Annotated in this window: 9 protein-coding genes; 8 read left to right on the forward strand and 1 reads right to left on the reverse strand. The window is 64.9% G+C overall.

What is annotated here, in order from left to right:
* Positions 1 to 72 precede the first annotated feature (72 nt).
* The 8 genes from KHC23_RS20935 to KHC23_RS20965 all read left to right on the forward strand — a co-directional run bounded on the left by KHC23_RS20935 (position 73) and on the right by KHC23_RS20965 (position 12,415).
* On the forward strand, positions 73 to 477 hold the full coding sequence (locus tag KHC23_RS20935; RefSeq protein ID WP_213375426.1) for a FixH family protein: 405 nt from the start codon (positions 73 to 75) through the stop codon (positions 475 to 477).
* Positions 474 to 1,886 carry an efflux RND transporter periplasmic adaptor subunit gene (locus KHC23_RS20940; protein WP_213375427.1) on the forward strand — a complete coding sequence of 471 codons (1,413 nt, stop codon included), beginning with the start codon at positions 474 to 476 and terminating at the stop codon, positions 1,884 to 1,886. The genes KHC23_RS20935 and KHC23_RS20940 overlap by 4 nt, the downstream gene beginning before the upstream one ends.
* Positions 1,883 to 5,056, forward strand: a complete 3,174-nt coding sequence (locus KHC23_RS20945) for an efflux RND transporter permease subunit (RefSeq protein WP_213375428.1) — start codon at positions 1,883 to 1,885, stop codon at positions 5,054 to 5,056. The genes KHC23_RS20940 and KHC23_RS20945 overlap by 4 nt, the downstream gene beginning before the upstream one ends.
* A 633-nt stretch (positions 5,057 to 5,689) precedes the next feature.
* A complete protein-coding gene (locus tag KHC23_RS20950; RefSeq protein ID WP_213375429.1) occupies positions 5,690 to 7,183 on the forward strand; it encodes a multicopper oxidase family protein in 1,494 nt (497 codons plus the stop codon).
* Between the two features lie 14 nt (positions 7,184 to 7,197).
* The gene (locus KHC23_RS24575; protein ID WP_246544836.1) at positions 7,198 to 8,241 is read left to right on the forward strand and encodes a nitroreductase family protein; all 1,044 of its coding nucleotides are present in this window, start codon (positions 7,198 to 7,200) and stop codon (positions 8,239 to 8,241) included.
* 46 nt (positions 8,242 to 8,287) lie between these two features.
* A complete protein-coding gene (locus KHC23_RS20960; RefSeq protein WP_213375430.1) occupies positions 8,288 to 9,340 on the forward strand; it encodes an AI-2E family transporter in 1,053 nt (350 codons plus the stop codon).
* 13 nt (positions 9,341 to 9,353) lie between these two features.
* The gene (locus KHC23_RS24710; RefSeq protein ID WP_271188698.1) at positions 9,354 to 9,488 is read left to right on the forward strand and encodes a hypothetical protein; all 135 of its coding nucleotides are present in this window, start codon (positions 9,354 to 9,356) and stop codon (positions 9,486 to 9,488) included.
* A gap of 83 nt (positions 9,489 to 9,571) precedes the next feature.
* Positions 9,572 to 12,415 carry a cation-translocating P-type ATPase gene (locus KHC23_RS20965; RefSeq protein WP_213375475.1) on the forward strand — a complete coding sequence of 948 codons (2,844 nt, stop codon included), beginning with the start codon at positions 9,572 to 9,574 and terminating at the stop codon, positions 12,413 to 12,415.
* Positions 12,416 to 12,612: 197 nt separating this feature from the next.
* Here KHC23_RS20965 and phbB read toward each other — a convergent pair whose 3' ends face one another.
* Complete coding sequence (gene phbB / locus KHC23_RS20970; protein WP_213375431.1) at positions 12,613 to 13,335, reverse strand: acetoacetyl-CoA reductase; 723 nt, start codon at positions 13,333 to 13,335, stop codon at positions 12,613 to 12,615.
* Between the last annotated feature and the right edge of the window lie 87 nt (positions 13,336 to 13,422).

Consider the following 13,422-nt stretch of genomic DNA (forward strand, 5'->3'; position numbering starts at 1 on the left):
GCCGCCATGTGCTGCCGCGCGCCACTCCGCCTTTCCGGTGGATCTGACACACTGAGACTCCAGGAACGACACATGACCACGTTCAATTCCGCGCGCGCCTTTGGCGCGGCGATCCTCGCCCTGTCATTGGCCGTGCCTCTGACGTCCACCTTCGCTGCCGCGAGCGACTACGAATTCCAGCTCGTCCAGACGGATATCAAGAAAGGCGACGCCCTCATTGCGGTCCGCCTGATCAACAAGAAGACCGGCAAGCCCGTGCCGGACGCCGTCATCTTCGCCACCCGGCTCGATATGGCACCCGAGGGCATGCAAAGCATGGCGACGAAACTGGAGCCAGTGTCCGGCGCGGAACCGGGGGTCTACCAGTTCAAGGCCAATCTCAGCATGGCCGGCGGCTGGCAGCTCTCGCTCGGCGCCAAGGTGCAGGGCGAGGCCGATACGGTCGAGAGCAAGCTGGTTCTCAAGGCAATCCCATGAGACCCCGGATCGCTTCGGTGGTCCTCACCCTCGCCGCCCTGATGGCGGCGGGGGCCGGGGGATACTACGCCGGCCGCCATGAGCTCCGATTGCCGGAACTCGGGGCGTTTCCGCTTCCATCCGCCCGAGCCGCGCAGGTGGTGTCGGGACCAGTGATCTATTATCGCGACCCCGATGGCAGACCGTTCTACGCCGCCGAGCCCCGCAAGACGGCGGATGGGCGTGCCTTTCGGCCGGTCCATGCCAGCGAGGATGTCAGCTTCGAGGATGCGCTGGAAGACGTGTCCGCAGTCTCGGGAGCGGCAGGAACCAAGCGCGTCCTCTATTACCGCAACCCGATGGGCCTGCCCGACACCTCGCCGGTGCCGAAGAAAGATTCCATGGGGATGGACTACATCCCGGTCTATGCGGGCGAGGACGATGACGGGAGCACCGTCAGGGTCAGTCCAGGTCGTCTGCAACGCACCGGCGTGCGCTCGGAACCCGCGCAGCAGCGCGTCCTTTCGGTCCCCATCCGCGGTTCCGGAACGATCCAGCTCGATGAACGGCGGATCGTCGTCGTCGCTGTGCGCTCCGACGCCTTCGTGGAGAACGTGTCCGAAGTGACGACGGGCGACCGGGTGAAAAAAGGCCAGGCCCTCCTGCGCCTCTATTCGCCGGAGGTCACCGCCGCCGGTGCGCTCTATCTGACCGATCTCAACGGCGCCGGGCGCGACGCCCTCGCCGGCGGCGCGCGCCTGCGCCTTGAGAACCTCGGTGTTCCGGCGGACGCGATCGCCGAGATAGAACGCCAGCGCAAGGTTCCCCGCTTGGTCACATGGACTGCTCCGCGCGACGGTGTCGTGCTTGAGCGCAATGCCGTCGAGGGCATGAAGGCCGCTCCCGGAGACGTCCTGTTCCGGCTTGCGGATGTCTCCATCGTCTGGGCGCTGGTCGATGTCGCCGAGCGCGATCTGCCGATGATCGCGCTCGGGCAGCCCGTCTCGGTGCGCGCTCGCGGCTTCGTCGACCGGGTGTTCGCGGGCAAGGTCGCGATGATCTATCCGCAGGTCAACAAGGAGACGCGCACCACCCGCGTGCGCGTCGAACTCGCCAATCCCGACGGGATCCTGCGCCCCGACATGTATGTCGATGCCGACATCGCCACCGGCGCCGCGGCCTCGGTCGTCACCGTGCCAGCGAGCGCCGTGATCGACAGCGGCATGCGCCAAGTCGTGATCATCGACAAGGGCGAGGGCCGCTTCGAGCCTCGCCCGGTCAAGCTCGGCCGCCGGGACGCGGACTACGTCGAGATCCGGGACGGCGTCACGGCGGGCGACAAGGTCGTCGTCGCGGCGAACTTCCTCATCGATGCCGAAAGCAACCTCAAGGCGGCACTGAGCGGCCTCAACGGCGGGGTTCCCAAATGATCGGTCGCCTCATCGCCTGGTCGGCGCGCAATGTGATGCTTGTCCTGATCGGTACGGTCTTCGCCGTCTCGGCCGGCGTCTACGCCATTCGGACCTCGCCGCTCGACGCCATTCCCGACCTCTCCGACGTGCAGGTCATCGTCTATACCGAATATCCTGGCCAGGGGCCGCAGGTCGTCGAGGACCAGGTCACCTATCCGCTGACGACGGCGATGCTGACGGTCCCGAAGTCGAAAGTCGTGCGCGGCTTCTCCTTCTTCGGCGTCTCCTTCGTCTATGTGATCTTCCAGGACGGCACCGATCCCTATTGGGCGCGCAGTCGTGTCCTGGAATTCTTGAATGCCGCGGCACAACGCCTGCCGCAGGGCGTGACGCCCAGCCTCGGCCCGGATGCGACGGGCGTCGGCTGGGTCTACCAATATGCCGTCATCGCCAAGGAGCGCACGCTGGCCGAACTGCGCTCGCTTCAGGACTGGACCATCCGCTACGGGGTCGCCAAGGCGGAAGGCGTCGCCGAGGTCGCCAGCGTCGGCGGCTTCGTCAAGCAGTACAATATCGTGGTCGACCCGCAGCGCCTGCGCGCCTTCGGCATCCCGCTCCAGAAGATCCGCGAGGCCGTCCGGGCGAGCAATATGGACACCGGCGGCAGATCCGTCGAATTGTCCGAGTTCGAGTTCATGGTCCGCGGCCGCGGCTACCTCAGGGGCGTCGGCGATCTCGAGCAGATCGTCCTCAAGAATGACGGCGGCACGCCTGTCCTCCTGCGCGACGTCGCTTATGTCGAGCTCGGCCCCGACGAGCGGCGCGGCATCACCGAGCTCAACGGCGAAGGCGAGGTCGCGAGCGGCATCGTCCTGCAGCGGTTCGGGGCGAACGCGCTCGACGTCATCGACAACGTCAAGACGCGCCTTGCGGAGATCATGCCGAGCCTGCCCAAGGGCACGGAGATCGTCCCGGTCTATGACCGCTCGCAACTCATCGACGCGGCCATCGAAACACTGAAGGGAACGCTCATTGAGGAGAGCGTCATCGTCGCGCTGGTGTCGATCGTGTTCCTCCTGCATGTCCGAAGCGCGCTGGTCGCCATTCTGATGTTGCCGGTCGGCGTGCTGATGGCCTTCGTGGCGATGAAACTGCTCGGCCTCGGTTCCAACATCATGAGCCTTGGCGGCATCGCCATCGCCGTCGGCGCTATGATCGACGCCGCCATCGTGATGATCGAAAACGCTCACAAGCATCTTGAGCGGGCGCCGCCCGACAAGCCCCGCGTCGAGGTTCTGATAGAAGCGGCCAGGGAAGTCGGCCCGGCGCTGTTTTTCAGCCTTTTGATCATCACCGTCTCGTTCCTGCCGATCTTCACGCTGGAATCGCAGGAGGGCCGCCTGTTCGGGCCGCTCGCCTTCACCAAGACCTTCTCGATGGCGGCGGCCGCGCTGCTCTCGTTGACGCTGGTGCCGGCGCTGATGGTGATCTTCGTCCGGGGGCGGATCGTCCCGGAGCACAAGAATCCGATCAACCGCTTCCTGATCTTTATCTACCGGCCGGTCATTCGCGGCGTGCTCAAGGCCAAGACGCTGACGATCCTCGTCGCGCTCGCGGCACTCGGCGCCTCCTGGTGGCCCGCCACGCAGCTCGGCTCCGAGTTCATGCCGAATCTGAACGAGGGCACGCTAATGTACATGCCCACGACATTGCCGGGCATCTCGGTCACCAAGGCCGCGGAGCTTCTCCAGACCCAGGACCGCATCATCAAGTCCTTCCCCGAGGTCGAAACGGTCTACGGCAAGGCGGGACGCGCACTGACGGCGACCGATCCGGCGCCGACCGAGATGTTCGAGACCATCATCAACCTGAAGCCGAAGGATCAATGGCGGCCGGGCGTCACCATCGACAGCCTGAAGGCCGAGATGGACGCCGCGCTCCAGTTCCCCGGTGTCTCCAATGCCTGGACCATGCCGATCCGGGCCCGTATCGACATGCTCTCGACAGGGATCCGCACGCCCGTCGGCATCAAGGTATTCGGCACGGACCTGACGCAGATGGAGACCGCGGCGCGGCAGATCGAGACCGTGGTCAAGAAGGTTCCCGGCACGTCGAGCGCTTATGCCGAGCGGGTGATCGGCGGCTATTATCTCGATATCGTCCCGGATCGGAGTTCACTCGCGCGCTACGGGCTCATGATCGGCGACGTGCAGGATGTGATCGCAACGGCGCTCGGCGGCGATGCGGTCACTACAGCGGTCGAGGGGCGCGAGCGCTACAGCGTCAACATCCGCTATCCGCGCGACTTCCGCAGCGACCCGTCCTCGATCGCCGGCAATGTGCTGGTGCCGTTGCCGAACGGCGGGACCGTGCCGCTCGGCGAGGTCGCCAAGGTGCAGCTCACCCGCGGGGCGACCTCGATCCGCACGGAGAACGGCCAGCTCGCCATCTACATCTATGTCGACATCGCCGGCCGCGATCTCGGCGGATATGTCGCCGAAGCGCAGCGCGCCGTCGCGACGCAGATCGCGTTCCCGGCCGGGACCTATGTCTCGTGGAGCGGTCAGTTCGAATATCTGGAGCGCGCGGAGGCCCGGCTGAAGATCGTCGTCCCGGTCACGCTGCTGATCATCTTCCTGCTGCTCTATCTGAACTTCCGCCGGATTACCGAGACGCTGATCGTGATGCTGTCGCTGCCGTTCGCGCTGGTCGGCGGCCTCTGGCTGATGTGGTGGCTCGGCTTCAACATGTCGGTTGCGGTCGCTGTCGGCTTCATCGCGCTCGCCGGCGTGGCCGCGGAAACGGGTGTGATCATGCTGATCTACCTCGACCACGCTTGGAGCGAACAGCGTGCGGTCGCTGAGGCGGCGCGCCGAAGTCTGACGCGGGCCGATCTCCAGCATGCCATCATGGAAGGGGCCGTCGAGCGCGTGCGGCCCAAGATGATGACCGTGGTCGCCATCATGGCCGGACTGATCCCGATCCTTTGGAGCACGGGAGCGGGTTCGGAAATCATGCAGCGGATCGCCGTCCCGATGATTGGCGGTATGGTCTCCTCGACCCTGCTGACACTGATCGTGATCCCGGCCATCTATGGCCTGGTCAAGGGGTGGGGGCTGTCGTCGACTGCTGCGGCGTCCGACTCCGCGAGCTCGAAGTCCGTCGCCGGCCGGCTCGCCGCCGAATGAGACGTGAGCCAAGGCCGGATCGGCTGTCCCGGCCCAAGGGCCTCGCAAAGGGACAAGTTCTCGTGACGAGAGAACGCCTCAGAGAGGCCATTGATGTGGGTCAAGGTGGAATTGTGCGGAGGGTGCCTTCTTGAGGAGGCAGGGGTCGGGCATGAGCGTCAGGTTGCAAACGATAGGACAGATGAGAGCGTTGCTGGCCTTTCTGGTCGCGATCGCGCTGCTGGTTGCGCCTGTCGTCAGCGCGCAGGCTATGCCGTGTCACGACCTTGTCCGCCACGAGCAAGCAACCATGATGGTAAGCGGCGAGTTTCAGGCTGCCATCAGCGGCGATGGGCTCCAAGGTCATTCTCACGCTGTCGACCATACGCTCTGTTGCAGCAGTGCCTGCGCATCCTGTGTCGTAGCGCTCGCTGCACCGGGTACGACAGTCCCGCAGCGCATCGTGCTCACTGCGCGTTACGCACAGCGTGATGAGATCGTCCGCGGCCTAGCTTTTCCACCCACCCTCGGTCCTCCTCGAACCCGTGCCTGATCAGACCTGACCCGATGCTGCACTGGCATCGGGTCGCTCTATGCGCATTCGCATGATCAGTCAGCCGGCCTGCTACCGGCAAGGGAACAAGGACCCACACCATGAATCGTCGTCACTTTCTGAACCGGATGATGGCCGGAGCGGCCGCATTCGGCACATCAGCCGCCTTCCATCCAATCAACGCCTGGGCGCAGGCCGTGCCCGATGCTCCGCCGCCCGCGTCAAACGCTACGCCGCGCCCGCTTGGCGTGGTCAGTCGGACCATCGAGGTCAATGGCAAGGCCGCGCGCGTGTTCGGGCTTGCCCAACCCGATGGCACGCCGGGCCTGACGCTGGATGCCGGGAGCAGCTTCGACGTCGCCCTCTCCAACCGGATCGGCGAGCCGACGCTGATCCATTGGCACGGCCTGACACCGCCTTGGCCGATGGACGGCGTGCCGGACAATCCCGCCGCGCTCCTGGGACCCTCCGAAACTCGCCGCTACACGTTCCCGGCCGGCGCCGGAGGCACACACTGGATGCACGCCCATACGCTGCAGGAGCAGAACCTGCTGGCGGCGCCGCTGATCGTCCGGACCGCCGCCGACCGGCAGCGGGACGAGCAGGAGGTGGTGATCCTGCTGCACGACTTTTCGTTCACGCCTGCGGAAGAACTGCTCGCGAAGCTCAAAGGAAGCCCTGCCGCCGGCGGCATGCCGATGGATCACGGCGCGATGGGCCGGAGCGATGCGATGAAGGGCATGGCCGGCATGACGGCCTCCGGCGCGACGGGCCAGATGCAAGGCATGCCGGGCATGGCGATGGACCTCAACGACATCGACTATGACGCCTATCTCGCCAATGACCGCACGCTGGGTGACCCTGAGGTCGTGACGGTCGACAAGGGCGGCCGGGTGCGCCTGCGCATCATCAACGGCGCAACGGCGACCGCCTTCACCATCGATACTGGAAGGCTGGATGGGGAACTGATCGCAGTCGACGGTCAAGCGGTCCAGCCGATCGCCGGCCGGTCCTTCCCGATTTCCATGGGCCAGCGACTGGATATCCGGCTGGCCCTGCCGATGGCGGGCGGTTCGTACCCAATCCTCGCCCTTCGCGAGGGCAGCGCAGAACGAGCGGGGATCATCCTCGCATCCGCCGGCGCAGCCATCGCCAAGATTCCCGTGCTCGGACAGGCCAAGGGACCGGTGCTCGGGCTCGACCTCGAGCAGAGGCTGCGCGCAATCGAACCGCTGGCGCAGCGCGCCGCCGACCGCCGCTTCGCGCTCACCCTCACCGGCAACATGGCGGACTATAGCTGGGGTATCGGAGGGGGCGACGCGCTGCAGATCAAGCGGGGAGAGCGCGTTGAGGTCGCATTGGCGAACATGTCCATGATGGCCCACCCGATGCACCTGCACGGGCACGCATTCCAGGTGGTCGGCATCAACGGCAAGACGGTTGGCGGCGCGCTGCGCGACACCGTCCTGCTGCCGCCGATGGCGCGCGTGACCGTGGCATTCGACGCGGACAACCCCGGCCGCTGGCCGCTCCACTGCCACCATCTCTACCACATGGCGACCGGCATGATGTCGTTCGTCAGTTACGACGCGTGAATGGGGAGAGTGTCATGCAGCAACATGCCAATCATCTGCCCTCCACGACGGGTATCCGAGAACAACCGACCTCGGCGACAAACCATCCACTTGCCTCCGCGATCGTGGATGCGCCAAAGGAACGCGGCAACCGGTTCGGCGAAGCGCGGGATTTCGGCAGTTCGGTCGGCAAGGGCGTCGGCGGGTCGGTCGAAGGCAGGAAGCTCGCCACTGGCAGTCATCGCATCATGGCGGAAGCGGAAGTCGAGCTGTCGGCCTTGGCCGTCGAAGTCGAGCGGCTACGGGTGCAGGGTGCGACGGCGATCTTCGTAGCGATCGACAGAAAAGCGGACGGACCTCTCGCCATCGCCGTTCGGATCAAGGTGGCGGCTCCCCCAGCGATCCGGGCGTGCGGCAGGCAGTCATTCGCATCACGTCGCGCGCACGGCTTGCGATCCGTAGGCGACACAGCAAGGATAATCGCGATGGAACTGACAGAGGCGATCTATGGGCGTCGCGCCACCCGGGCCTTTACGGGTGAAACCGTGACGAGGCCGGTGCTGGAGCGCCTGGTCGACGCGGCAATTCAGGCACCCAGTGCAGTCAATGAACAGCCTTGGGACTTTGTCGTCATTCAGAACGCGCTTCTGCTCGACCGCATCTCGGTCGCGGCCAAGGCGCATATGCTCGAAGCCATGGACAGCGGCACCTATCCGCATTGGCTTCGTGAAAGCATGGAAAATCCTGACTTTCACATCTTTTATCACGCGCCGGCGCTGATCGTCATTTCCGTGAGTGCCGGAGGCTGGGCTGCGGAGCATGCGGCTCTGGCCGCAGAGAACCTGATGCTGGCGGCTTATGCTGAAGGCCTCGGCTCATGCTGGATCGGCTTCGCTCAGCGCTGGCTGGAGACCACCGAGGGCCGACGCGCCATCGACGTGCCCGAGGGGTTCGTGCCGGTCGCGCCAATCATCATAGGCCACCCGGCCGGAACGACGCCACCGGTGCCGCGCAAGCCCGCCCACCTGCGATGGGCCACAACACAACCGACGGTGATGAGCGCTATATCTACGTTATAGCGCTCTGAATCGGAGCGCCTGAAACCGCAGACGGGAGCACTGCCTAGTGCCCAAGGCGACGATCCAGGGGCTCAGCTTTCTCGCAGTCGTCACTGCGGTGACGGCGGCCTTCGTCTGGCTTCTGCTTCCCTATTATGGCGCCATCCTCTGGGCTGTCATCCTGGCGATCCTGTTCAATCCGCTGCACAGGAGACTTGAGACTTGGCTGGGCGGGCACCGAAATCTTGCGGCGGCGGTCAGCGTCCTGGCCTGCATCTGCATCGTCGTCATTCCCGGTGCAGCGATATTGGCCTCTCTGGCCCAGGAGGCGGCCAGCCTCTACAATAGAATCAGCACACGTGAGTTCGATCTCGCGACGTTATTCGGGCAAATCCAAAGCGCGCTTCCGCCCCTTATCGAGAGAGCGCTCTCCACATTAAACTTAGGCGATTTCGTAGAAATTCGGACGAGGCTGACTTCCTTTCTTATGCAGCTGAGCCAGGAGGTCGCCACACGAGCATTCAGCATCGGGCAGAACACGGCACAGTTTTTCGTCAGCCTCGGCGTGATGCTGTACCTGCTCTTCTTCCTGTTTCGCGACGGGAGGCAATTGGCGGGCATGATGCGGAACGCGAGCCCGCTCAGCGGCCGCTACACGGATTATATTTTCGGAAAATTCACGTCCGTCGTTACAGCGACGGTCAAAGGCAACGTCATCATAGCGGCGATTCAGGGCGGGATTGGCGGGATTGCATTCTGGATGCTTGGCATCGAGGCGGCGCTCCTGTGGGGAGTGCTTATGGCGTTCCTGTCGCTGCTTCCTGCAATCGGCGCCGCGCTCGTGTGGGCCCCCGCAGGCATATATTATCTGGTTACGGCCAACTATTTGAAAGGCGCGATCCTGTTGGCGGTCGGTGTGCTGGTTATCAGCACGATCGACAATATCCTACGGCCGGCCCTGGTCGGAAGAGGAACGCGTTTGCCAGACTACGTCGTCCTCATATCGACGGTTGGCGGCCTCTCGTTGATCGGCATGAATGGCTTCGTCATCGGTCCCCTGATCGCGGCGTTGTTTGTTGCCGTCTGGTCGCTGTTCACCGAGGAGCAGCTGCATTCCTGAATCCGACGTGCCAATGGATATGAAGGATGCAATCCTTCTGGAAATTGCCACGGAACTGGCCACGCCCGGCAACGGCCTCGCGTTCTTCGTCCCCGTCGCGACTGTAGCCGGCTTTGTCCATCTCGTCGAAGAGCACCTTCGTGATTGAAGCGGTATGGCCGGCTTGGCATAGATCGCGGCGCCAAGAGAAGTCCCGTATTGCAATCCATCGCGGATGCGTATCGTTGCGGCATGCCCGTCACATCCGCCGACCCGATCATCGATGAGCCGTACCGGCAGACTGCCGAAGAGGTCGTCGCCGCCTTGAAGACGCAGCCGCAGTCCGGCCTCAGCTTGACAGAGGCGGCGCGGCGCCTGGAGCACTATGGCCGCAACGAGCTGGACGCGGTGCCTCCGCGTCCGCAGTGGCTGAAGTTCCTCGACCAGTTCACCGACGTGCTGGTGCTTCTGCTGCTCGCCGCGGCGATGATCTCCGCCGTGATCTGGCTGCAGGAGCGCGACACGACGCTGCCCTACGAAGCGCTGGCGATCTTCGCCATCGTGATTCTCAACGCTCTGATGGGCTATATCCAGGAAGCCCGGGCGGAGCGGGCCGCTGCGGCCCTGCGGCAGATGTCCGCCACCCATTCGAGCGTCATCCGCGACGGCGACAGGCGGAGCATTCCGGCGGCGGAACTCGTGCCCGGAGACATCGTTTTCATTGCGGAAGGCGACACCATTCCCGCCGATGCGCGGCTGATCGAATCCACCTCCCTGCAGACGGTGGAGGCCGCGCTCACCGGCGAGAGCCTGCCGGTTTCGAAGCACGTCGCGCCCATCACCGGCACGCCGGAGCTCGGCGACCAGCACAATATGGTCTTCAGTGGGACCACGGCGGTCTATGGACATGGCAGCGCGGTCGTTACCGCGACCAGAATGCGGACCGCCATGGGGCGCATCGCCGGCATGCTGGAAAAGGCCCCGGACGAGATCACGCCGCTGCAGCGAGAGCTCGACCGCGTCGGCAAGGCACTGGCGGTCACCGTTGTCGTTATCGCACTCGTGATGATCGGCACCATCTTCCTTGTCAGCGATATCAGCGGCTTCTCCGAGATATTCGACGTGCTGATTCTCGGCGTCGCGCTCGCCGTCGCCGCGGTGCCGGAAGGACTGCCGGCGGTGGTGACCGCCGTGCTGTCGCTCGGCATGCAGCGCATGGCGAAGAACAAGGCGATCATTCGCCGCCTCGCCGCCGTGGAGACGCTTGGCTCGGCGACCGTCATCGCCTCCGACAAGACCGGCACGCTGACCAGGAACGAGATGACGGTGCGCCGGCTCATAACGGCGAGCGGCGGAGCGAATCTGTCGGGGACCGGATATGCGCTGCACGGCGACATACAGCTCGTCGGACCGCAATCGCGCGGCGAGCCGTTGCAGTTCGAGCTTACGCGCGCGCTGACGGCCGCCGAGCGGGCCAATAACGCGGTGCTGCAGGAGCGCGACGGCAATTGGTCCGTCCAAGGGGACCCGACGGAGGGCGCCTTGATCGTTGCGGCGCGCAAGGCAGGCCTGCTTCCGGAAGTCCTCGATGCGCGCTTCGCGAGGGTCGGCGAGGTGCCGTTTTCTTCCGAACGCAAGCTGATGAGCACGGTCCATACCGACGCGGAGCAGCCCGAGCGTCTGGTCGCGGTGACCAAGGGGGCGCCTGATATTCTGCTCGCGCGCTGCACCCATGAGCTTGTCGGTCGGGACGCCGTCGCGCTCACCGAGGCGCGCAGGGCCGAGATCATGGCGAGCAACGATGCACTCGCGCAGGAGGCGCTGAGGACGCTTGGCGTCGCCTTCCGCTCGCTGCCGACCGATCGTCCGGACCATGACGCTTTCGAGGAGGATGTGGAGCACGATCTCGTCTTCCTCGGCCTGATCGGCATGATCGATCCGCCGCGCCAGGAAGCGCGCGCGGCGGTGGCGCGGGCGCAGGCCGCGGGCATCCGCTCCATCATGATCACCGGCGATCATCCAGTGACCGCGGCGATCATCGCCGCCGAGCTTGGCATCACCTCGGGAGGGCGCGCCATCACCGGCGTGGAGCTCGCGGCCATGACCGAGGCGGAGCTGGACCGAGCCGTTCAGGAGGTCTGCGTTTATGCGCGCGTCAATCCCGAGCACAAGCTGCGGATCGTCAAAGCGCTGCAGCGCGCGGGGGAGACGGTGGCCATGACGGGCGACGGCGTCAACGATGCCCCCGCGCTGAAGGCCGCCGATATCGGCGTCGCCATGGGGATCACCGGCACCGACGTTTCCAAGGAAGCAGCCGACATGGTGTTGGCGGACGACAATTTCGCCACCATCGTCGCCGCCGTCGCGGAGGGGCGGGCGATCTTCTCCAACATCAGGAAGTTTCTGCGCTACCTGCTGTCGTCGAATATCGGGGAGGTCATGACGATGTTCTTCGGCATTCTCCTCGCCGACGTGATCGGACTGACCGGCGCGGCGACCGGCGGCGTCGTGCTTCCGCTCCTGGCGACGCAGATCCTCTGGATCAATCTCGTCACCGATGGTGCGCCGGCGCTGGCGCTCGGCGTCGACCCGGCGGACAAGGACGTGATGCGCCAGCCGCCCCGTCCGCGGGGTGAGGGCGTGATCACGGGGCGCATGTGGGTGGGGATCTTCTTCGTGGGAGCGATCATGACGGTCGGCACGCTATTCGTCTTCGACGCCGCGCTGCCTGGAGGAATGATCGAAGGCTCGGGCACTCTCGCCTATGGCCAGACGATGGCCTTTACGACGCTCGTAATGTTCCAGCTCTTCAACGTCTTCAATGCACGCTCCGACGAGCGCAGCGTATTCCATGGCCTCTTCACCAACCGCTGGCTCTGGAGTGCGGTCGTGCTCTCGCTGCTGCTGCACGCTTGCGTCGTTTACACGCCTTTCCTGCAGGACGCGTTCTCGACCGTCAGCTTGAACACCGGAGACTGGCTGTTCTGCGCGGCGGTGTCGAGTTCGGTGCTGTGGCTGCGCGAGTTGAGCAAGATCGCGACGCGAAGGATTGGCGGGGACACGATATCCGCTGGCGTCTCCGAACGATCGGCATGATCGCGGACGGCCTGATCGATCGGGAAAGCGCGCGACGCAGGCCCCGCCCCATGGCGGATCCCCACCTGTCCCGCGACATGCCGGCGCGCCACGGCCGACCTACCCAAGCAGCTGCCGCAGGGGGAAAAAGGAACTGGCCTAGTCCGCCAGCAGTAGGCCGGCCGCCCCATCTTATCCATGCTCTTCGATGACGACCGTCAGGTCATGTATTTGCCGCCATTGATCGACAGCGTCTGGCCGGTGATGAAGCCGGCGTCGTCGGCGACCAAGAAGACGACCCCGCGGGCGATCTCCTCCGGGGTGGCGAGCCGCTTCACCGGCACCCCCTCGACGATCTTCTCCAGAATGTCGGGTCGCACCGCTGCCACCATTGCGGTCTGTGTGTAGCCAGGGGCGATGGCGTTCACGGTTATGTCGCGCGAGGCGCCCTCGAGCGCCAGCGCTTTGGTGAAACCGATCACGCCGGCCTTGGCGGCGGCGTAATTGGTCTGGCCCGCCTGACCCGACAGGCCGTTCACGGAGGAGATGTTGACGATGCGGCCGAAGCGGCGTTCGCGCATGCCCTCGATCACCGAGCGGCACATGTTGAAGCAGCCGCCGAGATCTATGTCGATGACCGAGCGCCATTGCTCGCCGGTCATCTTGTGGAGCATCGCGTCGCTGGTGATGCCGGCATTGTTGACCAGCACTTCGATCGGCCCGTGTTGGGCGGTGATGTCTGCCACTCCTTTGGTGCAGGCATCGAGATCGGCCACGTCCCAGGCATAGACGGGAAGGCCGCTCGCATTGGCGAATTCCTTCGCCTCGGCATCGTTGCCGAAATAGTTGGCGATGACCTGGTAGCCGGCCGCCTTGAGGGCGAGGCAAGTGGCGGCCCCGATCCCTGTGACGCCTCCGGTGATGAGAGCAATACGACTCATTCAAGGAACTCCTTTGGTTTGAAACCGCCTGCGCGGACATTCGGCCTGCGCGGCTCGGTGATTACCTGGTCGCAGACGTCGCCGGTC

Source organism: Ancylobacter dichloromethanicus, assembly GCF_018390645.1.
In the GTDB taxonomy this organism is placed as follows: Bacteria; Pseudomonadota; Alphaproteobacteria; order Rhizobiales; family Xanthobacteraceae; genus Ancylobacter; species Ancylobacter dichloromethanicus.